The following is a 24,339-nucleotide window of genomic DNA, read 5'->3' as shown; positions in this document are numbered from 1 at the left end:
CTCTGCGGGCCGTGTATCAATACCGATCCGGCACCGAACCGATCTCGCCGTCGACGTAATACCAGCGACCGTCCTCGCGCACGAAGTGACTCCGCTCCTCCAGTCGGTCCGCCCGGCCACCGCGCTTGGAACGGGCGACGAAACTGACCCATCCCTCGACATCCATCGGGCCACCCGCCTCGATATGCGTGACGCGCAAACCCAGCCAGCGCCGTGCCGCATCGAGCCCCAGCGACGCAGGCCGCGTCGAGACATGCCAACTGGCGAACAGGTAATCCTCGCGACCGAGCACGTAGGCCGTGTAACGCGAACGCATCAGTGCCTCGGCCGTCTCCGGCAGTGCGCCATCATCCAGATAGCGGCCACAGCAGACCGCAAAGGTCCGGCCGACACCGCAAGGGCATGTATCCGCCACGGCTTGGTTGCTCGCGCTCCCCTTACCCATATGTGCCTCCTATATCGCTACGGTTGAACCGGCCGCTACCGATCTGTTGCTCCAGCAGACATGTTACGCTCGACCAATCCCGATCTTTCCGCAAAATCCATCGGCGAGCCAGATGACCGCATCGTCAGACAGGGTACTGGCCTATCACCAGCGCACCAAACACCACTTCCAGCGCTACGCGCCCGGTCCAGCGGGACTCGACTGGGATACCCAGCCCGATCCCTTCCGCAGCTTTGCCGGCGCACCGCTCCGCGAGCTGCCCTTGCTCGGCGACGCCCCGCTGCCAACCTACACCGACCTCTACCGCCCCGGCGCCCTCTCGGCTCGCACCCCTGGCATACCCGCACTTGCCGCACTGCTGGAACTCGCCTTCGGCCTTTCCGCCTGGAAACGCTACGGCGACACACGCTGGGCCCTGCGCTGCAATCCCTCCAGTGGCAACCTGCATCCGACCGAGGCCTATGTAGTGACGAGCGGCTGGCCTGGCTTGGCCGACGGCGTGCATCACTACCTCAGCCGCGACCATCTGTTGGAACAGCGTTGCATCTTCGCCGATGGCATTCAGCCACTGCCACCAGGTACGTTCCTGCTCGGCCTCAGCTCAATCCACTGGCGCGAGGCCTGGAAGTACGGTGAACGCGCCTACCGCTACTGCCAGCACGACATCGGTCACGCGTTGGCCGCCGCACGCTATGCCGCCGCGACCCTGGGTTGGCATGTCCATCTGCTCGCCGGCTGGAGCGACGCCGACATCGCCGCACTGCTGGGTATCGACCGCGACGCGGATTTCGGCACCGCCGAGCGCGAGCACCCCGACCTGTTGCTCAGCGTCAGCCTCACGGAATCGCTGCACGTCGCCCCCGAGACGTCGCTCGCCGCCGCGCAGACCGGCCACTGGCAAGGCCGCGCCAACCGCCTATCCGAGACACACGGCATCGACTGGCCGATGATCGACCAAGTGGCCGCCGCCTGCGCCAAGCCACGAACCGCGCATCAGCCCTGGCAACCACCGCCGTTGCCAGAGCTACCCCCGGCACCTGCACGCTCGGTGCGGCCGAACTGATTCGCCAACGGCGCAGTGCCCAAGCCTTCGACGGCGTCAGTGGCATCGACACCGAAGCCTTCTACCGCCTGCTGGACGCGACCTTGCCGCGCCCCGGCATACCGCCCTGGGATGCGGTCACCTGGGAACCAAGACTGCACCTGCTGCTGTTCGTGCACCGCGTGGAAAATCTCGCGCCGGGGTTGTATCTGCTCCTCCGCCGCGACGGCGCGGAAGCCCTCATGCGTGCATCCTTGTCCGCCGAATTCGCCTGGGAACGCGTGAATGACGCTCCCGCCCACCTTGCTCTCTACCGCATGCAGGAAGGCGACGCACGCGCCGCCGCGCGCACGCTGTCCTGCCACCAGGACATCGCCGCCGACGGCGCCTTCAGCCTGGCCATGCTGAGCGAGTTCGAACGCGATCTGACGCAGGCACCCTGGTGCTACCGACAGCTGTTCTGGGAGGCGGGCATGCTCGGACAAACGCTCTATCTGGAAGCCGAGGCTGCCGGTCTGCGTGGCACCGGCATCGGCTGTTTCTTCGACGATCCCGTACACGAGTTGATCGGCATCGAAGGCACCGCGCTGCAGAGTCTGTATCACTTCACCATCGGCGGTGCGCATGTCGATGCGCGCCTGCAAACCCTGCCCGCCTACGCGCACCTGACACGCACACGCGCATCAGATTGAAGGGCATTCGGCTCGCAGACGATCAGCGCCACTGCCCACCCGTCCCGCAACAGGAGATCTCCATGCAAGCCACCGCAGAACTCCAGGTCATCCCGCTCGGCGCAGGCGTTTCCGTACGCCGCGAAATCGAGCGCGTCGTCGCGCTGCTCGGCCGCCACCCGCTGCTGATCGAAACCCATGCCTCCGGCACGAATATCGAAGGCGAATTGCACGAAATTCTTGACGCGGTCGAGACTGTCCACGCCACGCTGCACGCCGAAGGCGCGGTGCGGCTGGTGAGCTATCTCAAGCTGGAGACGCGCAGCGATAAGGTCCCAACGTTGGCCGGCAAACGGCTGTGACCGCGCGGGCATGAAGTGGCCCTGGCCCTTCGGTGCGCGCGATGTGCCGGCCGCGCTCGGTGCGATCTATCTCGCACCCGCGGCGGGCGCACCCATGCACCGAGTCGAGCGCGCCGAGGCACTTGCAGGACAGGGCCTGGATGGCGATCGCTACGCCGCGCGGGCAGGATTCTGGCAGGCCACCGACGCCTGCCAGCTTACGCTGATCGGCACGCGCGACCTTGGCCGCGCCCGTCGTCGCATCCCACCTGCGCTAAGGACAAAACTCGACGCCGGTGGTCATCGCCGTAACCTCGTTGTCGATCATGTGCGCGCGAACGACCTGGTGGGCACGCGCATCCGCATCGGCGGCGCCATATTCGCCTGCCGCCGACCGCGGCCGCCCTGCGGCTATCTCGACCAGATCGAAGGATCGGGGATGTGCCGGGGTCTCGGGCGCGACAGCGGCGTGTGCCTGGACGTGATCGAAGGCGGCTGGCTATCGGTGGGCGACACCCTGGAAATACTGCCGAACTGACGCCCGCTCAGAGCCGCGCGAGGGCGACGATACGGGCGCCAAAGGCGATAAAGGCCACGCCCAGCACGCGGTCAAGCACGCCGCGAAAGCGCTGGTAGGCGGCCTGCACGCGCGCGTACGAAAACACGTAGGCGACCAGCCCCCACCACACAAACTCCTCGACCAGCACGATCGCGAGCACGACAAGCCGTACCCACAGCGGTGTATCGCCGGGGAACAACGCCACGAAGATGCTGGTGAAGTAGATCACCACCTTCGGGTTGGTCAGCGTCAGCGACACCCCGGTCAGCAGCGCGCGCCAGGGCGAGGCAGCCGCCACGGGCGCGACCTGCGCCGGCGCGTCGGCCTGATGCGACGCACTCCACGCGGAAAGCCCCAGCCAGATCAGATACGCCCCACCGGCGAGCTGCACGATGCCGTACAGCGTCGTGAAGCGCGTCATCAGCATGCCTACCCCGAAGATCGCCGCGAGCGCCCACAGCGAGGCCGCGAGCGTGACCCCGAGCCCCGTCGCCAATCCCTGACTGCGCGAGCGGCCGGCAGCGGCCCGGCTGACCAGGAAGAAGGCCGGCCCCGGACTCGCGATGGCCAACATGTTGACCACGGCGACACCGGCGACGACGGGCAGATAAGACATAGCGTTCAGCGCTCTGGAACGAAAGGCCGACCAGTATAAGAGCTTGTCCTCCCGCGCGTGCAGCACTGCCTCGCGGATAGCGCCGCCCGGGGGCCTATTTGTAGGCGATGCCCGCCGATGCAGCCTCGGTCAACGGCACGACTTCGAACGCGCGGAAGCCCGCCGCCTCGCACCAACCGCGCAGATCCGCGCCGGTATAGTCGAAGGCGTCGCCCAGCTCCAACAGCATGTTCAGCGACATCAGCAGGCCGAAGACGTTTTCGCGACGCGCGTCGTCGATCAGATTCTCGATGACGATGAACACCCCGCCGGGTGGCAGGGCCTCATAGACCCGGCCGATCAACGCCTGTTTGCGCGCGAGATCCCAGTCATGCAGGACATTGCCCATGGTGATCACTTCGGCGACCGGCAGCGGATCAGTGAAGAAATCGCCGGAGGCGATGCGGATACGGTCGCCCAGGCCCGCCGCCTCCACCGCGCGGCGCGCGTGGGGCGCCACCGCCGGCAGATCGAAGCTCGTGCAACTCAGGTGCGGGTAACGCCCCGCGAGCACCCTCGACAACAAGGCCAGCGCCCCGCCGAGGTCACTCATGCGGGCGTAGGGCGTGAAATCGAAGCGCTCGGCGAGCCGATGGAAATTTTCCATCTGCACGCCCGACATCGCCTCAAGGAATTGCGCCAGCCGCGGCGCGTCACCGTGCAGATCCTCGAAGTAGGAACGCCCGGAAGACTTGATCTCGCTCTGCGGCTGCCCGGTCCTGAGCGCCGCGCCAAGATCGTTCCAGAAACCGAAGGTACGCGCGTTCAACATCCCCAGCAGCCCGCCCAGATACCGAGGACTCCGACGGTCGAGAAACGCCGCCGTATCCGGCGTGTTGCGATAGCGCCCAGCCGCACCGTCGCCGTCGCGCGCCAGAAAACCCAGCGCCACCAGCGCATCGAGAAAATCATCCCTGCCCCGAGGGTGCAGGCCCAGCACCTCGGCCAACGCCTCGCCGCTCATCGCCGCGTCGCCCAGACACGAGAACAAGTCGAACTCCACCGCCGTCAGCAGCGTCTTCGATGCCCAGAAGGCATTGGCTGTGTGCAGAATGTGGCTCGGATCGGGCGGGTTTGAGCTATCCATCGTACCTCCGGCGTCTTGGGATCGAATGCGCGCCACGCACGGCGCGCCCGGCAAATCATCCCTGCCCGATACGCGGCATGCAACACACCGCTCACGCGCACCCTCCGTCGCCGCATCCCGCCTGACGCCAGCCTCCGGGCGCAGTACACTGGCGCGCATGAACGCCATCCCGCCAACGCCCGAGCTACGCCTGTGCACCTGCGGCGCACAGGCCGCCACGCGCCGCGAAACCCGCCGCGGTGCCGACGGGCAAGACGAGGTCATCTACCGCGTCGCCTGCCCCGTCTGCGGCCAGACCGGCCCCGCCGTCCCCCTCGGCGACCGCGACGAGGCCGAAGTTATCGCCGAGGCCGTCGCCGCCTGGAACGCCCTCATCGCGCGTACTCGGCCGCTGGAATAGACCGCCGCCGGTCGCACCCGGCAGGCGACCTCATCGCAACGGCATTCGCACCGCTACGCTGCCCGGCAGACCGGCGACACGTTCCATCATCACCTCGTCCATCATCCGTAGCGTTTTGCCCCGGCTTGTCGCATAGCGGCACAGCCCTCGGTTTACCGACATCGGATTGAGCAACATCACATCGGCAACCTCCAGGACGTGCGTGTCCAGCCGGTAGCGCATCCGATTCAGGCTGGCCAGCACCGAGCGGTTCGTACAGGTATCAAAGGTCGCCGGCCCCAGCGCCAGCTCGGCGCGCAGCACTTGGTTGTCCGGCATGCCCATGTAGGCCAGAGACGAGAGGAAGGTATCCTTGAACCAATGCCCCAAGTCGCAGAATTCCAGCTTTCTGACGCCGGGCAGATACAGCGTATAACGCGTCTCGTCGTGACAGAACATCACCACATGGCGGCGATCGATGCGATACAGATGGGCATGCCAGCTGCCTAGCGGACTCGTCTCCGCCTGCGGCTCGTGGCTGACCGCCGGCAGCATTGTCGCCAATCTCTGGGTGCAGTGGATCAGCATCGCCACCCCCACGCCGCCCGTGGCCGCGAATTCGACCTGCGCACCCGATACCCTAGCCATCGCCCGCAACCCGAGTCGCGCGCAACGCCCCCCTGCCGATATACGGCCATCGTCGTTACCCCCAATCGCCCTTGGCGGATGCATAGCCCTGCTCCGCCTTCTTACGCATTGTATAGCGCGTTATCGGATAACCTTTTTCGATGATCGGAGATATGCCGATCCGGGGCACCGAGCGGCGAGTCGGTTGGCATCATCGTCGAGGCCGTACGATCGCCGCTCCCTAAAGCGCCGTCACCGCCTCCAGCATGACCTTGCGTGGCCACAGCCACTGACCGCGTATGGTTGTGGGACGCTCATTGAGCCGGCAGGACAGGGCCACCGGGTCCAGATCCATCACGTTCGGCACGCCATAAACCCAGGCTTCCAAATCCTGCCTTGCGATGCGCAGCGAACCCTGCACGGACCGGTCGATGGCGGTGTCGAAACGCGCCGGCCCAAGCGCCAGCTCCGCCCTGCGAATCTGCGCATCGGAACAACCGGACATCGCCAGCGTGGCGGTGTATAGCCGACGGAACCAGGGGCTGCCCAGTTCGGCGAAATGCGCCTTGCGTAGCCCGGCCATGAACAGCACATAGCGCGACGTATCGTGACAAAACATCACGCACTGGCGGCGGTCCAGCGTGAACAGATGACCGTGCCAACTGCCGAGCGGGCTGGTTTCCTGCAGCGCTTCGGCAGACACGTCACCCAGCCTCCCAGCGAGCTTTTGCGAACAGTGAATGATCACGGCATCAAAACTGGCAGATAGGGTTTTACCGACCCCCGCGCATCATCCCACCCCACCTTGCGCCAGCAGATGCATCACCCGTCGCACCATCAGATCCTTGCGCTTCGAATCGCGCTCGGCAATCAGCAATGCCAGTGCCGTCAGGCCGTTCTCGTCCAGCGTCAGGCGCATGCCCGCCTAGCGCAAATACAGCAAAAATCTGAAAAATGTTTTTCAGGTGCATCAGGACGTTTTCCGGCATGGCCCCGAAAAGCTCGCCCATCTGCCGCTGTCTCAGCCAAACAGTCGCCCCTTCCAGCCGCACTTCGACCTGCTGCGCATTGGATTCGAAGATGACGAGATCACTCATATCAGCACCCATTCAATCCCAAGTTTTGACTGATCGCTCATCACCCACCATCAACATAGTGTTCATCGCCTTATTCTTATTTCCGGAATAGAGAACAGCCGCCCACGCGAAGCCACGCGCTGCACCTGCTGCCGAACGCGCCTTCACGCCACGCTGCCAGCCTCGCCCAAGTCCGCCAGTATTTCGCGGAACTGCTCCAACGCCGCCTCCAAATCCCCCACAATCTCCGCCGCAATCACCTCCGGTGCGGGCAGGTTGTCAGAGTCAGACAGAGATTCGTCCTTGAGCCAGAAGATGTCGAGGCTGGCCTTGTCTCGGTTGATCAGATCCTTGTAGTCAAAGGCACGCCAACGCCCATTCGGGCTGCGCTTTTCGGTCCAGGTGGCCTTGCGGTCATGCCGGTTTTCCGGGTGGTAGCACTGCACGAATTCGTCCAGGTCTTCCCGTTTCAAAGTGTTTGTCTTGAGCGTGAAGTGCATGTTGGTGCGCAGGTCGTAGATCCACAGCTTGCGAGTCCATGGAGTCTCACTGGCGGGCTTCTTGTCGAAGAACAACACGTTCGCCTTCACGCCCTGGGCATAGAACAGGCCGGTGGGCAGGCGCAGCAGGGTGTGGACGTCGCAGTCGTGTAGCAGTTTGCGACGGATGGTCTCGCCCGCCCCACCTTCGAACAGTACGTTGTCGGGCAGCACCAGGGCGGCACGGCCGCTCTGCTTCAACAGCGTCTTCACGTGCTGGACGAAGTTGAGTTGCTTATTCGAAGTGGTGGCCCAGAAGTCGTCGCGCTCGACGCTGTCGCGTTCCTTGCTGACCTGTCCTCCCTCGCCCACGATGGTCGTGCTGCTCTTCTTGCCGAAGGGCGGATTGGTCAGTACCACATCGAAGCGCTCGCCGGGGTCGGCGGCCAGCGAATCACCCACCTCGATCGGCTCGTGTTCCTGCGTGCCGATACCGTGCAGCAGCATGTTCATCGCGCACAGCCGGGCGGTGGCCTGCACCAACTCCCAGCCTTTGAAGTTCTGTCCACGCAGCTTCTTCTTTTCCGCCGACGTCATGTTGGGATAGTGCTTCACCACATAGTCGTGCGCCGCCAGCAAAAAGCCGCCGGTGCCACAGGCCGGATCGGAGACGGTTTCCTTGGGCGTGGGTGCCATGGCATCAACAATCGCCTGGATCAGCGGGCGCGGCGTGAAGTACTGGCCCGCGCCGGACTTGGTGTCCTGCGCGTTCTTCTCCAGCAGACCCTCGTAGGCGTCGCCCTTCACGTCGGCGCTCATCGACACCCAGGTTTCCTTGTCGATCAGGTCCACGATCAGCCGCCGCAGCTTAGCCGGGTCCTGACAATCTCCACTGGAGATTGGACGCCCATAGGCGCCCGCAGGGTGAGCGCCGCCATAAAGCGGCGCGAATCAAACTTGTTCTGCGACTTGGTGAAGATCAGGCCGAGTAAGCCTTTCTGCCTGCCCAGCTCCTCCAGCGTGTGGCGGTAGTGCTCGAACAGCTCGTCGCCGTCCTTCTTCACCAGGCTGGGCCAGTCATAGCCGGCGAGCACCGGGCTGGGCTGGTTGTAGGGCGAGCGGCTACGCTCGTCGGCCATTTTCAGGAACAGCAGATAGGTGAGCTGCTCCACGTAGTCGCCGTAGCTCATGCCGTCGTCACGCAGGACGTTGCAGTAGTTCCAGAGTTTTTGAACGATGCTGGCGGTGTTCACTGTGTGGTTCCTTATTCTTGCCTCATCTTGCCGATTGCGCGCAGGCGCCGGATCAGTTCAGGCAGACGCGCCTGGCTGGCAGCATCGCCGGGAAGATGTCCGGCTAGCGCCATCAGAAAGTCGCGGTCTTCGAGCAAGACATTGAACTCGGCGGCGATATAGCGCCGCAGCTCACCATCCGCTTGATCAATCTCCTGCTGCAACTCAGGGCGTCCATCGACCACCGTAATAATGTCTTCGAGGTCATGGCTGGCGAGATAGTCGTTGTTACCCCGGCCATGAAAAGCATCGAACTTGGTTGCCACAAAAACCGGTGCTGTAATCAGCCGGATATCCATGCCATTCGGCAGATTGATCTGCACAGCGGTTTCAATGGCCAGGGGATACCAGCGGTTATGAAACCCCAGTATACCGGGCTGGCTCGGCATCAAGTCGAGCGCCACGCCCTGCAACACCCAGCGGCAGATCGGCGCCTCGGGCGAAAGATCATGCTTGAACCCACGCGATTCGACCGCCTTTTCCATCGCGTGATAATCGGCAGTGGAAACGGCATGCACCACCACATCCACATCCTGCGTAGCCCGGATCGCCTGGGCGCGTGGCGTAGTCAGAAGCAGACCTGTCGCACATCCGCCCACAAAAACCAGCGAGTCACATAAGGTTCCGAGCGATTTCGCGATCAGCATCAAAATCGGCAGGTTAGGATCATCCCGCCTGAAAACGTTTTCGCTCACTTCAGACGTTTCTCTAGGTGTTTCCGGGCCAATTCGCGTTCCCTTGCCTGCCCGGCGCGCAACGCGTCAAACAAGGCCAGTAACTCATAGAGCACAGGGTCTTGCTGCGCCGCCAGTGGCAGGTTTTCGTACAAAGGTAGCAAACCCGGGCCCCGCGCAATACCCTTGGGGTGCGGCCATACCGGCGGCGGCTCGTTCGAGGCCACCATGATCTCTTTCAGCGGTGAAACGCCGTAGGCCGTTGGGAACCCGATCGTGATTTCGCCCCGCACGGCAGGATAGGCATACGATGCCCCATAAATCACGAACCCACGCAGCGCCGCCAGCACCGGCCTGGGCTGGCCGTCGATCACCGCTACCAGCCGCGCCGCCGTCAAACGCTGGACAGCTGCATGCGCCTCGAAGCGAGACATACACATCGCCTCGCCCAAGGCGGCATAGGGCAGCCACTGGTCTTTCAAGACCACCAACTTCAAGGCGACCGCCAAATCCTGCGGTTTGAGTACCCACTGGCGACCGCTCGCCCGTTTCATCGCAGCTGATTCAGATGGCATGACTCTTTCCGTATGCTGTATGCATACAGCATACAGCAAGGCGCGTTAGCTGCCGAGGAAAATTCGTATGCTATATGCATACAGCATACGAGCGAGCAGCAAACCGTTACCGATGGGAATGACTTGCAGTTCAGCAGTGGCTTTCATGCTAGATTCTCCTCCGAAGTTTCAAGATTCAGAACGATATGATATCCAAGGCGATATCGCGAAATTGCTCCCGCGCGGTCCCGTAGGTTGGGGTAACGAAGGCACCCCAACAACCCAGAAATCCCATCCATGTTGGGGTGCGCAAGCTTACCCCAACCTACACACGACCCCGCCCTATTCTAAATTCTAGAATCCAGAACGGTGGGATCAACAGCGCCCTACACGCCAAATAAATCAGCGGCAGGGTGCACCAACGGGGCGGTCAAGAGCAACGGGCCAATATTCACGAATGAGATAATTCACCATAATTCATTATGGGTATAATGATTCGCATCACGCCCCATCCCGTCCTGAACGCGCCCGAAGCGCTTCGCAGGGGCAACCCTTGGCCGACGCGCTAACCAGGAACGAGCAATGACGCACAGCAATCATGAGTGCCTTACCGCAGATCAACACGGAGAATGGCGGCTCTGTACAACAACCATTCCGGCCGAATCCACACCGATCGGCACCGTCAGCCGGGGCGAAGACGACTGCAATACCGGCGCACTTGTACTGATCAACGCCACGGGCACCTATGTTCAGGTGAATTCGGGAGAAATCCACAGCCTTGATCAAAACAAAATCATTGCCGCTCTGGCCGCGTCCGGATCAGATGGCGACCTCTCCGAGATCGCGCTTAAACGCGTCAACGTCATGCTCGATGCCGAATCGTTACGGATTGCCGCCCACCTCGGTGGCGGGAATGTCAGCGCAGGGATTCGCGTGGCACTGCGGGGGAATCATTCGTGGAGTTTTGAGAAAGAAGTCCACGCATTGCCTGTGGTAGAACCCGTTCATCAGCGCCAAAACACCAGCGATCAGATCTGACGCCTTAGGCCCACAATCCCTCGCATTGAACTCGAATGGTCTCGGCATCCTGGACCCATCCTTTGGTTATTGATCAATTGCCGTGACGCCCCGACATTTTGGGTAGGTAGAACACCCCCAGAATGCATTGCCCGCATTACTTCCCTGTCTGGCAACACGGCGAACCATTGATCCGCCGCAACGGGGGCAGGCAGGCGCAGAATCCACCTTCTCTATATCCTTTTTCACCATTGGCTGAACCATAGTGGCGGTCGCGGCCACACCCGAAGCTTTCGCCGTCTGGATCATGGCAAGCAGCTGCTTACCTTCGATCAATTCGATGTTTTGTCCTTCCGCAAAGACCTTAGCATCTGCTGAAAACTGCCCCGATGTAACGACAAAACCACCGGTTGCACCCTTTGCCGCCATCACACCATAAAGCTGCCGCACCACATCCACACCCACCTTGAGCGCTTTCCACTGCTTGCATTGCACAAGGTGAATCTCACGCCCCTTTCTCAACACCAGGTCGATCCCACCGTCCGGGCCATTACCCCCCGTTTCCTCAACCGTGAAACCCCGACGCCTGAATGCCTCGCCCACCAACATTTCAAACTCGCGCCAGCTCATATCAAGTAAGGCGCTTTGCTTACCCCGAGCCTGGGTCTGCTCGACCAGCTGGTTGCGTTTGCGTCGCTTGAAAACAGAAATCACCGAACCAATCAAAAATGCGACTGGCAATAGATATTGGCCAAATGTGGCGAGTGTCTTGAACAATTGCGCCACCATAGAGGGGCCAAGCGTTTTGAGATTACCTGACACCGCAATCTCCCGAATCGCAACCGGATGCAGCACAAGATAGGCAATCGCCGCCAACACCACTCCGGCCCACCAGGGCAGCCTGGACGCCACTTCGATCAGATCTTCAAAGCCACTCTGTTTACGTCGCGCCATTATTTTCGTCCCGGACTGTGTCTATGAATCGGCTGTCTCACCCAACACCAAGGTGTTAATCGAGCTTGCCCCAACCAACCCAACTGCATTCTGCTGCGTCATTCAGTCTAGCTTTCTGTCCCAGTGCTGAAAGTACGTCTTGAGCTGCTCCACCGTATGCCGCCACTTGGGTGTGGTTGGCTGGCAAACGGTATTCTGATTGCCGAACAAACCGACCTCATTGATGGCTTTTTCTTCGGGCACCGAATCAATCCAATCTACCCGCACAAAGTACTCCGCCTTCTCAGGATCATCGGCGTACTGCTTGTAAGAATCGGCGTGCTTCAATACCTCCAATGCTGGGCGCTCACCGGTCAGTGTCTGAACAGTAAATTCTTTGATGGGGCGCACCGTCTCTGTAACTCGGCCGACACCGACATACCCCGTCTTTGGAATCTTCACCCACACCCTGTCACCTGGTGAGAGGAGTTTAAGCGTCTGACTATACCAACTGCCTCCTCCCGCGCTGATGAAGCCATACTGGCGTGCGTCTTCCCAACTCCGCGAGCTTGCATCGCCAAAAGACACGTAATATTCCCCATTCCAGGGTTCTTTTTCGCCCTTGCTTGTCGTCGTAATCGCCACATTCGCCTGCGTCTCACCGGGATCGATGAGCCATACGCGACTCAGCAGTTGCTCATCACCATGCTGGAACACCTGGAAAAACACGGCATTAATGGCGATGTCGCGGGCATTGAGATAACCGATGATTCGCTCGGTAGTCGCATCTAGCGCCGATGCGACAATGATGATCTGGTGGCTCTGGTTCAGCGTACCCTCATCCAGCTCAGTACCGAAGTGCTGCTTAAACGCCTCGTTCAGCTTGCCACCGTTGGTGAAACGCTGATAAATCTGAGCGATCTTATCGGAAGTCAACTGCTCCACCCACGAGGCATAGTCGAGGGCCTGCGCAACAATCTCACGCGGCGTTTTATCGCGCTTGAGTTCGATCAAAACCAGCGAACCGTCAGGGGCAATGGCTAGGAGATCAATGCGCCCCCCATAGTTGGTACTCTCCTGCTGCCCGATCAGCATCCATTCGCTGGAAAGGATGTGCGGTTCGCGCACAATCATAGCTTCCAATTTCTGCTCGCTGGCGAGCTTACTTGCCGAAAGTGGCTCGGGTTTGTCCCCGACTTTCCAAATGGCGTGTTGAATGGGCATTGAGTTATTCCCTTTAGACTTGGACGACCCGGTAGGTAAGCGGAAGGGAAAAAGTCGTTGTCAGATGATCTAGGTAGGTTTTATCTAGCGATGTCAGGGGACGACGACCCACAATAACGAGCCGCAGTGGCAATAAATGTTTTCTGTTTGGATGGTAGGCGTATTCAAGAATCTGCCCCAATGCCTGTCGAATTACGGTTCTTGGCTCGAGATCCGATTTTATTTCAAAAAGGATCAACTCCTTCTTTGTTGTAACGCTAACATCGATAAAATCGCGTTCACTCTCGACCAAAGCTTCGGGATATTCCAGCTTCAATTCACTCATAAGTCGCTTCTGTATGAGCGCATGTTCAGGCGTGCACTCCACTGCGGAAGTAGCGCGCCGAATGAACGACCTTGTCGTTGGCGGCTCAGTCGAGCCTTTTCTTGCCACTTTTTGCCCAGACTTCTCGACACCTTTTTCAATTTTGTCAATGTCAAAAAGCTGATATCGGTTTAACTCGAGTATTGGATCACCAGATTTTGCATAGGCCTTTGGTCCGAACCGGCGAACATTCTCCTGACGAAATCGAACATTAACGATACTATCTGCATATTCGCCATCACCCAACCCGGAAAAGTTGCCATTCACCGCTTCAATTTCATCAAGCATTGATTGATACCACCCCAGCTTTTTAAACCTGGCGACAACCTCAGCCGCTTGCTGGACTTCAACGCACTCAACGTCGCGAATACTGGCGACATAGCGTCTTTTTTTATCCGGTTGGATAGTAAAAAGCGTCAAATCGAAAGGTTTCCCTTCTTCAATTAATTTGCGCCGGCTTTTATTCACGCCCTGTACAAAAGTGTAACGCCAGCCATCTATCAGCCACTCCGACCGGAATAGCCATTCTTCATGCCCAAAGCCGTACTGGCTATAGTAAGTATTCTTCGCTTCAAGCTTTCTGGCGCTTCCCGAAGGCTTTTGCCATTCATTCGAGTTGTACGCTATTCGGGCAATCTTATGCACAGAGCACCTCCATGGCAGCCAGTACTACTGACCGCGAATTAAAAAAACTTTTCGGTGGAAGCGGAGGTTGCAACCCTGTCCTCATGCGGGACTACTATGCAGAACTGCTCCCTCTTACCCATGCGACCATTCGTCCGACAATCGCTCCGCCTGCTCCAGCACCAACCTGATCGCCTCTTCTTGCTTGTCCGGCGGATATTTGTAGCGCCGCAAGGTAATGCGCACCAGATTGCGCAGCCGAGCACGCACGCTCTCGCGTTTTTGCCAGTCCACCGTGGTGCTGTTGCGCAACTTGTTGGTGAGTTCGTGGGCGATCGTTTTCAGGATGTCATCACCCAACTCACGCACGGCGCTTTCGTTGTCGGCCAGCGCGTCATAGAAAGCCAGCTCGGACTCGTTGAGGCCCAGGTTCTCGCCCCGCTTGGCGGCCTCGCGGAAATCCTTGGCCATCTGGATCAGCTCTTCGATGACCTGCGCGCTTTCGATGGCGCGACTGCGGTATCGATTCAGCGCCGCCATCAGGCGGTCGCTGAATTTCTTCTCCAGAATCACGTTGGTGCGGCTGCGCGATTTGATTTCGTCATTGAGCAGTTTTTGCAGCAGCTCGACAGCAAAATTGCGCTGCGGCAGGTTGCGCACCTCTTCCAGGAATCCATCGGACAAAATGCCAATGTCCGGCCGATCCAACCCCGCCAGCTTGAAGATGTCCTCCACGCCCTCGGCCACGACCGCGTTGTCGAGAATCTGCTTGAGGACGGCGTTCTTTTTGTCCTCGGAGAGTTTTTTGTCGGTCTCCGTCGCCTTGGCGATCACGCTCTTAATCGCCTGGAAGAAGGCGATTTCCTCGCGCAGTTCAATCGCTTCATCCAGCGTGCCGCAGAGTGAAAAGGCCTTGGTGATCGCCAGTACCACGTCGAACCAGCGTTTCTTGCCGTCGTCCAACCCCAATACAAAGTTGGCAGCCGGCAGTAGCAAGCCGGTGGCCTGGGTGCGATAGGCCGCGTAGTCGAAGCCGTGCAACAGCCCGCGCGCCACGCCCATCAATTCCTTGAGCTTGGCCAGCGCTTCCGCCGTGTCGAGTGTCGGTTGGCCCTTGCCGCGGCTTTCCGTGTAAATCTTCAACGCTCGGCGCAACTCGGCGGCGATGCCGATGTAGTCCACCACCAGCCCGCCTTCCTTGTCGCGGAACACGCGGTTCACGCGGGCGATGGCCTGCATCAGGTTGTGGTCGCGCATCGGCTTGTCCACGTACATCGTGTGCAGACACGGCACGTCGAAGCCGGTGAGCCACATGTCGCGCACGATCACCAGCTTCAGCGAGTCCTTCGGGTTCTTGAAGCGTTTTTCCAGTTGCTTCTTGGTAGTCGCGTTGTAGATATGGGGCTGCAACAGTTCTTTGTCCGCCGCTGAACCCGTCATGATGACCTTGATCGCGCCCTGTGCCGGGTCGGTGCTGTGCCATTGCGGCCGCAGCGCCACGATGGCGTTGTAGAGGTGGGCGCAAATTTCGCGGCTCATGCCCACAATCATGCCCTTGCCTTCGACTGACGCATTGCGCGCCTCAAAGTGCTGCACGATGTCGGCGGCCACTTGCTGGATGCGCGGCTCAGCGCCAACCAGCTTCTCCAGCGCGGCCCACTTGCTCTTACCCGCCTCACGGATCGCGAGGCTTTCTTCGTCCTCGAAGATTTCCTCAACCTGATCGCTGAGTTGTTCGATCTCCAGCTTATTAATATCCAGCTTTGCCAAGCGGCTTTCGTAGTAAATCGGCACCGTGGCGCCGTCGTCCACTGCATCCTGGATGTCGTAGACGCTGACATAGTCGCCAAACACCGAGCGCGTATCCTTATCGTTGGTCTCCACCGGCGTGCCGGTAAAGCCCACAAAGGTCGCGTTGGGTAAGGCATCGCGCAGATGCTTGGCAAAGCCGTATTTGTATTGGCCCGTCTTCTTGTCCAGCACCGCCTTAAAACCATACTGCGAGCGGTGCGCCTCGTCGGCGATGACGACGACGTTGGTGCGTTCCGTCAAACGCGGGAACTGCTCCTCGTCCTTGTCGGGCGAGAACTTTTGCACCGTCGTGAAAATAATGCCGCCGGATGGCCGCCCGTTCAGCAGGGTGCGCAACCGCTCTCGGTCTTCTGCTTGCTGTGGTGTTTCCTTCAATAGCGTTCGCGCACCCGCAAACGTCTGGAACAGTTGTCCGTCCAAATCGTTGCGGTCGGTGACCACGACAATCGTCGGGTTACGCATTTCCGGCTGCTGCATCAACTTGCCGACGAAGCAGACCATGGAAATGCTCTTACCCGAGCCCTGGGTATGCCAGACGATGCCGCCCTTGCGCGAGCCGGGCACGACATGCTTGCCGTAATCGGCGCGCGCCTCTGCCACCCTGTCAGGCGCAACCACCGTGGCCGCAATCACGGTAGCGCGCACCGCTTCGCGCACGGCGTGGAACTGGTGATAGCCGGCTATTTTCTTGATGATGCCGTCGTCGCCCTGCTCGAACAACACGAAGTAGCGCAGATAATCCAACAGCAGCTCGGGTGCGAAGAAGCCGCGCACCACCTTCTCCAGTTCAAACTCCAGCAATGGCCGGTCGTTCTCGTTGCGCAGGGTGCGCCACGGCATGAAGCGCTCCCGGTCGGCGGTGAGCGACCCCACGCGCGCGTGCAAGCCATCGGAAATCACCAACGCCTCGTTGAACACAAAGAGATCAGAAATTTCGGCTTTGTAGGTTTCGATCTGATTGAACGCCGACCAGATATCCGCCTGCTCGGCGACCGGGTTCTTGAGTTCGATCACCGCGATGGGAATGCCGTTGATGAAACACACCAAATCTGGCCGGCGCGGCTGCTTGGTGCCTTGCACCGTGAATTGGTTCACCACCAGAAAGCGGTTTTGTTCCGGCAGCTCGAAGTCGATCAGGCGCACGCGGTCGCCGCGCTTCTCTCCGTTCTTCTCGACAATTACCGCCAGCCCGTCCAGCAGCGCCTCGTGAAATCCACGGTTGCTCTGGATCAGTGAGGGCTCATGCAGTTTGGCGACCCGATGCATCACCTCGTCCAGCACCGTTTCGGGCACATCGGGATTCAGCCGGCGCAACGCATCGTGCAAGTGCCCCGTCAACAACACCTGTCGGTAATCGGCGCGCTCGGGGCATCACCGTCCGGGGCAATATCCGGGCCGTGACGGTAGTCCCAGCCCGTGTCCTGAAACCAGGTCAGCGCAAGTTGTTCGAGCTCGCCTTCAGTAATCATGCTTATCTGCTGCCATCGTTACTCCGTCATCCGCGTGGAGCGGGCGTCTGCGAAAACCCCGTCATACCCGCGAAGGCGGGTATCCATTTGCATGGTTTTACTGCCCCGACTTTTCAGGGCGCGACGAATCCGGTGTTTTTCGGGATTCCATCCAACCGTCATTCCCGATTGTAGGAGCCCGTCCCTGCGAAGACGCGGAGCAGGAATCCCTGTTTTCAAACAATCTCATCATATAAATCGCGCCATGCCGGGTTATTTTCTTCAATCAGTGAAATTTTCCACGCTCGATTCCATTTCTTGATTTGCTTTTCCCGCAGGATTGCGGACTCCGCTACCGGATGCATCTCGAAATACACAAGCAGGCTGACGTCGTATTTCTTCGTGAAACCTGCTACGACCTTTTCCTTGTGCTGCCAAACCCTTCCAGGGAGATTCGAGGTAACACCCGTGTATAGCGTGCCTTTTTTTTTTGCTCGCAAGGATGTACACATAAAACTGCTTGTCTCCCATGGCGTCACTTCACATCTGGATTCCCGCCTGCGCGGGAATGACGGCACAGGAATGGACGGTTACATCAACCAACCCGCCCCGCTCGCCCGAGCCCCTCGCCAAAGACCATCGGACAGCCCCAAGAAAAGCTCGCAGTTCGAAAAGCGCGTCATTCCCGCGCAGGCGGGAATCCAGTTGCCTGTCTTGACTGACCCCCGATTTTTCAAGGAGCGACGAATCCAGTGGTTTTCGAGGTGCCATCCAACCGGGAGTTACGGCACAGGAATGGACGGCCACATCCACCAGGCCGCGCCCCTCGTCACCCCGCAATTCCGGGCTTTGCGTCGCCTTGCGCACCAGCGCCAGCGCCGCTTCCAGCTCGCGGGCATTCTGCTCGAAGCGCTGGCGGTTCAGCGTGTATCCTTGGGTCAAGTGCTCGCGCAGCACTCGGGTGGCCCACTGGCGAAAGCGGGTTGCACGTGCGGAATTGACCCGGTATCCGACCGAAATCACCGCGTCCAGGTTGAAATGCTCGATCTGCCGGGAAACACGGCGCGCCCCCTCTTGTTGAACCGTTTCCATTTTGGAAACAGTTGCCGCACGCTCCAATTCGCTACTCGCAAAAATATTCTTCAGATGCTTGGAAATCGCCGCTTTTTGCACGTCGAACAAGGCCGCCATCTGCTCTTGCGACAGCCACACCGTATCCCGTTCAAGCCGCACCTCCAAATGAATCTCGCCATCGGGCGATTCATACAGGACAATCTCGCCCAATCCGTCGTTCATTCCCTATCCTCGTCTTCAGCCTTGATCGCACCCAGCAGCAGCTGATCCAGCATCGCCGCCTCGTGCAAGCGCCCTTGCAGCAACACCTGCCGGTAGTCGGCACGCTCGGGGCATCACCGTCCGGGGCAATATCCGGGCCGTGACGGTAGTCCCAGCCGGCGTCCTGAAACCAGGTCAGGGCAAGCTGTTCGAGCTGGTCTTCAGTGATCATGCACCGCCCCCACCAACATGTTCATGATCAACCGGATCATCGTTTCCTTCTGCGCCGGGTCGGACTCGGCCACCAGCAAAGCCAGGGCAGCCAGGCCGATGTCGTTAATTACGGGGTGCCCGGCCACGTCCAACAGGCGGGCGTTTCGATTCAGAAAGTCCACGAACAAAAAGGCGGCGCTGCGCTTGTTGCCGTCCGAAAATGGATGGTTCTTGATGACGAAATACAACAGGTGCGCCGCCTTCGCCTCCACGCTCGGGTAAGCGGGTTCGCCGAACACTGTCTGCTCAAGATTGCCGAGCAAGGCGGCAAAGGCATCGCCCCGCTCCTGCGCGAACAACGGCGTTGCCTCACCGCGCGCGATCAGCTCAGCCTTCAACCCGGCCAATGCCGCGTGCGCCTCGGCCAGCGTGGGCAACCGGCCGCCAGCCACCACCTGCGGCTCGGCCAGCAGACCCTCGTCGTAGCGTTGCAGCAGCAGGAAGGTCTGCGCATAGCGCGTCACCACATCCACCAGGCCGCGCCCCTCGTCACCCCGTAATTCCGGGCTTTGCGCCGCCTTGCGCACCAGCGCCAGCGCCGCATCCAGCTCGCGGGCATTCTGCTCGAAGCGCTGGTGGTTGAGGGTGTAGCCACGGGTCAGATGTTCGCGCAGCACACCCGTTGCCCATTGGCGGAACAGCACGGCGCGCCTTGAGCTGACGCGGTAGCCGACCGAAATAATGGCGTCGAGGTTGTAATGCCTCAGGTTGCGCCGGACATTACGCTTGCCCTCGGTTCGAACTGCTAAGAAATCCTTAGTCGTTGCCGTCTCGTCCAGTTCCGCCTCACGGAATATGTTCTTCAGGTGCATCAAGACGTTTTCCGGCGTGGTGTCGAACAGCGCGCCCATCTGCCGCTGCGTCAACCAGACCGTATCCCCCTGGGCATCCAGGCGCACCTCAACCGGCTGCCCCGCCGCCTCAAAAATTACCAATTCGCCGCCGCCGGCGCTCATGCCAGCTCAACCAAAATGGTTTCGGCTTCCGGCACGCGCAGTTCGCCGGAGAGGAGTTTGGGGAGGAGCGTGTCCCGCAAGGTGGAGAGAGTGTTGGATTCATCCTCTTGTGCCCAAATTTTCTTTAACAGGCTGTTGAAATTGGCCGCGATTTCTCGGCATTTTGGGCGCGAAAGATCGTCTGCAAATGCCGATACGGATGAATTACGCCAATTGTTGGGTCAATGGTTCTGGAAATCGGTGTTTCGGACGCAGTAATCCCTCGAATGACAGCCCTCAACATGCCGCCACCCCCAGATTGCGCATCCGAACCAGGTTGTAGGCGGCCATCGTCAGCACGAACTGAAAGTCGAGCTTCTCGGGACCTACAAACCGGCTCTTGCGCAGCCCACCGATCGTCTTCGCCCACCCAAAGCATTCCTCGATCCGCTTGCGGATCGTCTGGCTGCTGCGGTAGCCAGGATGTGCCGTGGTACGTCCATCGATCGCCGACGTACGCCGGGTGTCGTTCTGCGCAACGTGTGGCGTGGCGTTCGCCTCGCGAAGCCGCCGCACGAAGCCCCGTGTGTCGTAGTTCTTGTCCGCGCCCACGGTCACCCGATGCGTGCCTGTGAGCGCTTCGACCATCTCGGCACCCACCTCCCGTTCGGCCCGGCCCGTCGCCTGACTGACCCGCGCATCGACCACCAGGCCGTGGCGGTTCTCCATCAGCAGATGGCCCATGTAGCTGAGCTTGGCGGTCGTGCCTTGGCTCTTGCGAAAGAGAAAGGCCTGCGGGTCGGTCTTCGAGGCATGGGTGTCGCGCGTGCGGCGCTCACCGCGGAAGTCCACCGAGGGGTTGCGGCCGCCGCCCTGCGTCGGCGGTTCGTCTTCATCCTTCGGCCGATAGCTCTTGAGCGAAGCCAGGGCCTCGATCAGGGTGCCGTCGACGCTGAAATGCTCCCTGGACAGCAGATCCGCACCCCGGGCCTGCTTGAGCACCTGGGCAAAAAAGCGGTGCGCCACTTCGCCCTCAAGCAACCGATCGCGGTTCTTGGTGAACGTCGAGTGGTGCCAGACCTTGTCATCCATCGAAAAGCCCACGAACCAGCGAAATAGCAGGTTGTAGTCGAGCTGCTCCATCAGCTGGCGTTCGCTTCGAATCGAGTACAGCACCATCAGCAGCTGGGCCCGCAGCAGCTTCTCCGGTGGGATCGAGTCGCGCCCCAGTCCTGCGTAAAGCGCATCGAAGTCGCCATCCAATGCCGCAAGCGCCTCATCGGCCATCTGCCGGATCGGCCGAAGTGGGTGATCCTTCGGCACTCGTTGCTCCGGACTCACCGTGCTGAACAGCCCGTCCTGCTGAATATCAGCTCCTCGCATCTTCGCTATCGTCCTTATTTATCCGAGACCCCATCTTCGACAATCTGGGGAGTTTTTCAACAGCCTGTTAACATCGAATGGACTACTTTTGAGTACTCGGTAGCCAAATCCAGATCCGGAACGACAACCTTGTGAATCACAAAGTCAGGCCAGTGGCCTTTGTATTCGATGAAAGCCTGCTTTCCAAATGTCGCTTGAAACGCCCAAATCGTATCTACACCTTTGCCAACAAATGGAAGTACGTTTTGGATAGCTGAGAACGGAAAATAAATTAGGCGCATATAGCAGGTGTGGTTTGCGAAGACTGCAACAGGGCTGTCTGTCGATGCGGTCACACCAGGTTCGTCATCGTGGAATCCGATTATTCCGGACTTGCCTTGATCCAACACTGGAACCTTGCCCACGGTCTTTACTGTCTTTTGCTCGTATTTCTTACCGACCGACAACCGTTCTATAACATCACCCACGGCTCGCACCTCCCACCTCTCCGGAATCTCGCCGAGTTCGGAATCGACGAAGCGGTTGGGGAAGAGGGAGAGGAGGTCGGGGGTGAGGCCGAGGCGACGGCAGATGGATTCAGGCGCTTCGCCGCTGGCTTTGGCGCGGACGGGGTCGAAGTCGACAAACCAGGACTTGAAGATCGCCCGCGCGATGGCCTCCAGCGTTTCGTTCATGCAGCGGTTGAGTTCGATCTTGTCGTCGAGGGTGCCGAGGATGTGAGCGATGGCGCGTTGTTCGTCGATTGATGGCAAACTTACCGGCGTATCGCGGAGAATCCCGAGATTGGTGTGGGGAACACCAACCTGAATCGCATTTTGCCTGATGTATTCTTGTTGTGCGGGCGAACTAAAAAGATAATAAAGAAAATGCGAATTGGCCTTTGTTTGATCGACCGTCAGTTTCATCTGACTTTGTGAAACAACATATGAATCGAAAACACCTTCTGGAACTAACGCAACCTGCCCCAATGTTCCGCGTTGAGTAAATACGATGTCACCAGGTCTAGCGAGATTTGACTGTAGTGATTGAGCCTTTTCTGGCGACACATATGCGAACTCACCTGACACCCAACGAGATCCCATGTTCTGGCCTCGAATGACAGGAACACCATTTGCTGTGTAATCAGCCGATACAAGGTTTGAACCAAATGGGCCTCCGACAAGTGCGTTGCGTGTCTTTGCCGCAATCTCGCCAATTGTCATTTTGTTTCTCTCACCCGCCATAACCCAACCTCGCCAGATTCTCGCGTATCACCGCTTCCAACCGCGCGCTTTCGCCGAACTGTTCGCTCAACTGGGCCGTGAGCCGCGCCATCTTGTCCTCGAACGGTTCGCTGTCGGCTTCCTGCTCCGCCGCGCCGACGTAGCGTCCGGGGGTGAGCACGTACTCGTGCTTTTGGATGTATTCGAGCGTTGCCGATTTGCAGAAGCCGGGGATGTCTTCATAAGCCACTGGATTCCCGTTTTCGCGGGAATGACGGCTATCGGACTTCCAGGCATGGAAGGTGTCGGCGATTTTGCGAATGTCTTCGGGGGCGAAGTCGCGCAGCACGCGGTCTTTCATGTAGCCGAGGTTGCGCGCGTCGATGAAGAGGGTTTCGCCCTTGCGGTTTCTAAATTCTGGATTCCCGCCTTCGCGGGAATGACGAGAAGAAGGCGCGGAATGGCGGCTACCCTGTTTGGTTTTGGTAAGGAACCAGATGCAGGCGGGAATCTGGGTGTTGGTGAAGAGCTGGCCGGGCAGCGCGACCATGCATTCGACGAGGTCGGCTTCGATTAGCGCTTTGCGGATTTCGCCTTCGTTGTTGGTGTTGCTGCTCATGGAGCCGTTGGCGAGCAGCAGGGCCATGCTGCCATGCGGCGCCAGATGGTGGATCATGTGCTGCATCCAGGCGAAGTTGGCGTTGTTCGCAGGCGGAATGCCGTATTGCCAGCGCGGGTCGTCGTCTTTCACGCCGGCGTTCCATTCCTTCATATTGAAGGGTGGGTTGGCCATGATGAAGTCGGCGCGCAGGTCGGGGTGTTGGTCGCGGGTGTAGGTGCTGGCGGGCTCCTTGCCGAGGTCGAAGTCCATACCGCGAATGGCGAGATTCATGCACGCCAGCCGCCAGGTGGTGGGGTTGGATTCCTGCCCGTAGACGGAGAGCTGACCAATGCGGCCGCCGTGTTCTTCGACAAACTTTTCCGACTGCACGAAAAAGCCGCCGGAACCGCAGCAGGGGTCGTACACGCGGCCCTGGTAAGGCTCCAGCATTTCGACGATGGTGGTAACGATGCTCTTGGGCGTGTAGTACTGCCCGCCCTTCTTGCCCTCGGCCATGGCGAACTCGCCGAGGAAGTATTCGTAGACGTGGCCGAGGATGTCCTTGGCGTGAAGCGTGCCGTGCTTGAAAGGGATTTCGGCGATAAGGTCGATGAGGCCCGGCAGCGCGGCGTCGATCTGCTTGCGGGCGTAGTCTTTTTCCAGCACGCCTTTGAGTTTGGGGTTTTCCTTCTCGACGGCTTCGAGCGCGTCGTCGAGCAGGCGGCCGATGCCGTTGAATTTGTATTCGTAGATTTTGCCGTTCTTCACTTCCAGCACGGTACCGAGCGCGACCTTGGCATTAGCTTGCAGAAAATCCCAACGCGCCAGCGCCGGCACCCAGAAGACGTTCTTCTCGGTGAAATAATCGCGGGCTTCGAGCTCCTGTTCGATCAGCTCTTCGCCGTCATCGCCGAGGTAGTAGTCGTTCTCCGGGTCGCGGAAGGCGGCATTTAGCGCTTCGCGGCGCTCCTTGAAAGAATCCGACACATATTTGAGGAAAATGAGGCCGAGCACGACGTGTTTGTAAACGGCGGCGTCGAGCATGGGCAACAGCTTGTTGGCCATAGTCCACAGGCGCTTGTCGAGGTCGCTGAGGAATTGCTGTTCTTCTTGTTTCATGGGATTTCCGAGGGTTTGCGTCTGGGGTTAGACGCCGCCTTGCGCGGCATGAGTGTTCGCGGCAACGGCATCCTGAACTGCCCAACCCGCCGCCATGAGCAGCTCGTCGATCGCTTCCCTGGCTTGTTGTTCGGGTTGAGGCGTCACGCGCGGCCTGATGGGCTTGGGAATGCTGGGAAATTACCACAATAGCCGGGGATTGCGGGGCGGACGACGTGGCGGCGCGGGGTTCCGACGCGACCAACAGG

The 24,339-nt window shown here is 59.8% G+C and carries 25 protein-coding genes and 2 pseudogenes; 6 read left to right on the top strand and 21 right to left on the bottom strand.

Translation table 11 applies throughout. From position 1 onward, the window contains the following. Nucleotides 1-16: 16 nt before the first annotated feature. On the bottom strand, nucleotides 17-445 hold the full coding sequence (locus BI364_RS01240) for a YchJ family protein (protein ID WP_070077203.1): 429 nt from the start codon (nucleotides 443-445) through the stop codon (nucleotides 17-19). Nucleotides 446-557: 112 nt separating this feature from the next. Between BI364_RS01240 and BI364_RS18535 the strand changes: the two genes are divergently transcribed. From BI364_RS18535 to BI364_RS01225, 4 genes are all read left to right on the top strand, one after another. After that, entirely contained in the window at nucleotides 558-1,508 is a 951-nt protein-coding gene (locus BI364_RS18535; protein ID WP_233279559.1) for a SagB/ThcOx family dehydrogenase, read from the top strand. Further along, nucleotides 1,415-2,179: a nitroreductase family protein gene (locus tag BI364_RS18530; RefSeq protein ID WP_233279650.1), complete on the top strand. Its 765-nt coding sequence runs from the start codon at nucleotides 1,415-1,417 to the stop codon at nucleotides 2,177-2,179. The genes BI364_RS18535 and BI364_RS18530 overlap by 94 nt, the downstream gene beginning before the upstream one ends. A gap of 62 nt (nucleotides 2,180-2,241) precedes the next feature. Next, the gene (locus BI364_RS01230) at nucleotides 2,242-2,520 is read left to right on the top strand and encodes an MTH1187 family thiamine-binding protein (RefSeq protein WP_070079807.1); all 279 of its coding nucleotides are present in this window, start codon (nucleotides 2,242-2,244) and stop codon (nucleotides 2,518-2,520) included. 10 nt (nucleotides 2,521-2,530) lie between these two features. Next, nucleotides 2,531-3,037: an MOSC domain-containing protein gene (locus BI364_RS01225; protein ID WP_070077202.1), complete on the top strand. Its 507-nt coding sequence runs from the start codon at nucleotides 2,531-2,533 to the stop codon at nucleotides 3,035-3,037. A gap of 7 nt (nucleotides 3,038-3,044) precedes the next feature. Here the strand turns inward: BI364_RS01225 and BI364_RS01220 are convergent, their stop codons facing one another. Next, nucleotides 3,045-3,674, bottom strand: a complete 630-nt coding sequence (locus tag BI364_RS01220; protein ID WP_070077201.1) for a LysE family transporter — start codon at nucleotides 3,672-3,674, stop codon at nucleotides 3,045-3,047. Nucleotides 3,675-3,768: 94 nt separating this feature from the next. After that, nucleotides 3,769-4,800, bottom strand: coding sequence for a methyltransferase (locus BI364_RS01215; RefSeq protein WP_070077200.1), 1,032 nt, complete (start codon nucleotides 4,798-4,800; stop codon nucleotides 3,769-3,771). A 25-nt stretch (nucleotides 4,801-4,825) separates the two neighbouring features. Between BI364_RS01215 and BI364_RS01210 the strand changes: the two genes are divergently transcribed. After that, nucleotides 4,826-5,200 carry a hypothetical protein gene (locus tag BI364_RS01210; RefSeq protein ID WP_070077199.1) on the top strand — a complete coding sequence of 125 codons (375 nt, stop codon included), beginning with the start codon at nucleotides 4,826-4,828 and terminating at the stop codon, nucleotides 5,198-5,200. Between the two features lie 30 nt (nucleotides 5,201-5,230). Here BI364_RS01210 and BI364_RS01205 read toward each other — a convergent pair whose 3' ends face one another. The 7 genes from BI364_RS01205 to BI364_RS01185 form a co-directional block, all read right to left on the bottom strand. Further along, nucleotides 5,231-5,827: a DUF6933 domain-containing protein gene (locus BI364_RS01205; protein WP_070077198.1), complete on the bottom strand. Its 597-nt coding sequence runs from the start codon at nucleotides 5,825-5,827 to the stop codon at nucleotides 5,231-5,233. 220 nt (nucleotides 5,828-6,047) lie between these two features. Continuing rightward, entirely contained in the window at nucleotides 6,048-6,554 is a 507-nt protein-coding gene (locus tag BI364_RS01200; protein ID WP_407639328.1) for a DUF6933 domain-containing protein, read from the bottom strand. A 42-nt stretch (nucleotides 6,555-6,596) separates the two neighbouring features. Then, nucleotides 6,597-6,725, bottom strand: coding sequence for a hypothetical protein (locus BI364_RS18850; protein WP_267887964.1), 129 nt, complete (start codon nucleotides 6,723-6,725; stop codon nucleotides 6,597-6,599). 321 nt (nucleotides 6,726-7,046) lie between these two features. Beyond that, nucleotides 7,047-8,213 (bottom strand): HsdM family class I SAM-dependent methyltransferase, encoded by a 1,167-nt coding sequence (locus tag BI364_RS01195; RefSeq protein ID WP_322111770.1) that lies wholly within the window; start codon nucleotides 8,211-8,213, stop codon nucleotides 7,047-7,049. A gap of 2 nt (nucleotides 8,214-8,215) precedes the next feature. After that, nucleotides 8,216-8,614, bottom strand: a complete 399-nt coding sequence (locus tag BI364_RS18970) for a type I restriction-modification system subunit M N-terminal domain-containing protein (protein WP_322111769.1) — start codon at nucleotides 8,612-8,614, stop codon at nucleotides 8,216-8,218. A gap of 11 nt (nucleotides 8,615-8,625) precedes the next feature. Continuing rightward, nucleotides 8,626-9,348: a hypothetical protein gene (locus BI364_RS01190; protein ID WP_197495791.1), complete on the bottom strand. Its 723-nt coding sequence runs from the start codon at nucleotides 9,346-9,348 to the stop codon at nucleotides 8,626-8,628. Then, complete coding sequence (locus BI364_RS01185) at nucleotides 9,345-9,902, bottom strand: hypothetical protein (RefSeq protein ID WP_156782582.1); 558 nt, start codon at nucleotides 9,900-9,902, stop codon at nucleotides 9,345-9,347. The genes BI364_RS01190 and BI364_RS01185 overlap by 4 nt, the downstream gene beginning before the upstream one ends. 561 nt (nucleotides 9,903-10,463) lie before the next feature. On the opposite strand from BI364_RS01185, the gene BI364_RS01180 reads away from it, so the two are divergent. Further along, nucleotides 10,464-10,919 (top strand): hypothetical protein, encoded by a 456-nt coding sequence (locus BI364_RS01180; RefSeq protein ID WP_070077195.1) that lies wholly within the window; start codon nucleotides 10,464-10,466, stop codon nucleotides 10,917-10,919. Between the two features lie 66 nt (nucleotides 10,920-10,985). Here the strand turns inward: BI364_RS01180 and BI364_RS01175 are convergent, their stop codons facing one another. From BI364_RS01175 to BI364_RS01125, 11 genes and pseudogenes are all read right to left on the bottom strand, one after another. Then, a complete protein-coding gene (locus tag BI364_RS01175; RefSeq protein WP_070077194.1) occupies nucleotides 10,986-11,852 on the bottom strand; it encodes a restriction endonuclease in 867 nt (288 codons plus the stop codon). 102 nt (nucleotides 11,853-11,954) lie between these two features. Continuing rightward, on the bottom strand, nucleotides 11,955-13,055 hold the full coding sequence (locus BI364_RS01170) for an endonuclease NucS domain-containing protein (RefSeq protein WP_070077193.1): 1,101 nt from the start codon (nucleotides 13,053-13,055) through the stop codon (nucleotides 11,955-11,957). 13 nt (nucleotides 13,056-13,068) lie between these two features. Then, nucleotides 13,069-14,064, bottom strand: a complete 996-nt coding sequence (locus tag BI364_RS01165; RefSeq protein ID WP_070077192.1) for a hypothetical protein — start codon at nucleotides 14,062-14,064, stop codon at nucleotides 13,069-13,071. A gap of 114 nt (nucleotides 14,065-14,178) precedes the next feature. Continuing rightward, nucleotides 14,179-17,324: pseudogene (locus BI364_RS01160) on the bottom strand (type I restriction endonuclease subunit R). A gap of 215 nt (nucleotides 17,325-17,539) precedes the next feature. Then, entirely contained in the window at nucleotides 17,540-17,815 is a 276-nt protein-coding gene (locus BI364_RS01155) for a GIY-YIG nuclease family protein (protein WP_070077191.1), read from the bottom strand. A 285-nt stretch (nucleotides 17,816-18,100) separates the two neighbouring features. Beyond that, nucleotides 18,101-18,599, bottom strand: a pseudogene (locus BI364_RS01150) (virulence RhuM family protein); the annotation flags it as partial. 200 nt (nucleotides 18,600-18,799) lie between these two features. Then, complete coding sequence (rhuM, locus tag BI364_RS01145; RefSeq protein ID WP_070077190.1) at nucleotides 18,800-19,807, bottom strand: virulence protein RhuM/Fic/DOC family protein; 1,008 nt, start codon at nucleotides 19,805-19,807, stop codon at nucleotides 18,800-18,802. A gap of 276 nt (nucleotides 19,808-20,083) precedes the next feature. Next, nucleotides 20,084-21,169 carry an IS5 family transposase gene (locus BI364_RS01140; RefSeq protein WP_070077189.1) on the bottom strand — a complete coding sequence of 362 codons (1,086 nt, stop codon included), beginning with the start codon at nucleotides 21,167-21,169 and terminating at the stop codon, nucleotides 20,084-20,086. A 56-nt stretch (nucleotides 21,170-21,225) separates the two neighbouring features. Beyond that, a complete protein-coding gene (locus tag BI364_RS01135) occupies nucleotides 21,226-22,392 on the bottom strand; it encodes a restriction endonuclease subunit S (protein ID WP_083251083.1) in 1,167 nt (388 codons plus the stop codon). Beyond that, the gene (locus BI364_RS01130; RefSeq protein ID WP_070077188.1) at nucleotides 22,382-24,091 is read right to left on the bottom strand and encodes a class I SAM-dependent DNA methyltransferase; all 1,710 of its coding nucleotides are present in this window, start codon (nucleotides 24,089-24,091) and stop codon (nucleotides 22,382-22,384) included. The genes BI364_RS01135 and BI364_RS01130 overlap by 11 nt, the downstream gene beginning before the upstream one ends. Before the next feature lie 27 nt (nucleotides 24,092-24,118). Continuing rightward, a complete protein-coding gene (locus BI364_RS01125) occupies nucleotides 24,119-24,238 on the bottom strand; it encodes a type I restriction endonuclease subunit R (RefSeq protein ID WP_070077187.1) in 120 nt (39 codons plus the stop codon). Nucleotides 24,239-24,339: the final 101 nt, after the last annotated feature.

Source organism: Acidihalobacter yilgarnensis (assembly GCF_001753245.1).
Taxonomy (GTDB): domain Bacteria; phylum Pseudomonadota; class Gammaproteobacteria; order DSM-5130; family Acidihalobacteraceae; genus Acidihalobacter; species Acidihalobacter yilgarnensis.
The sequence above is the reverse complement of the archived record's forward strand: the minus strand, read 5'-3'. Positions and strand labels throughout refer to the sequence as shown.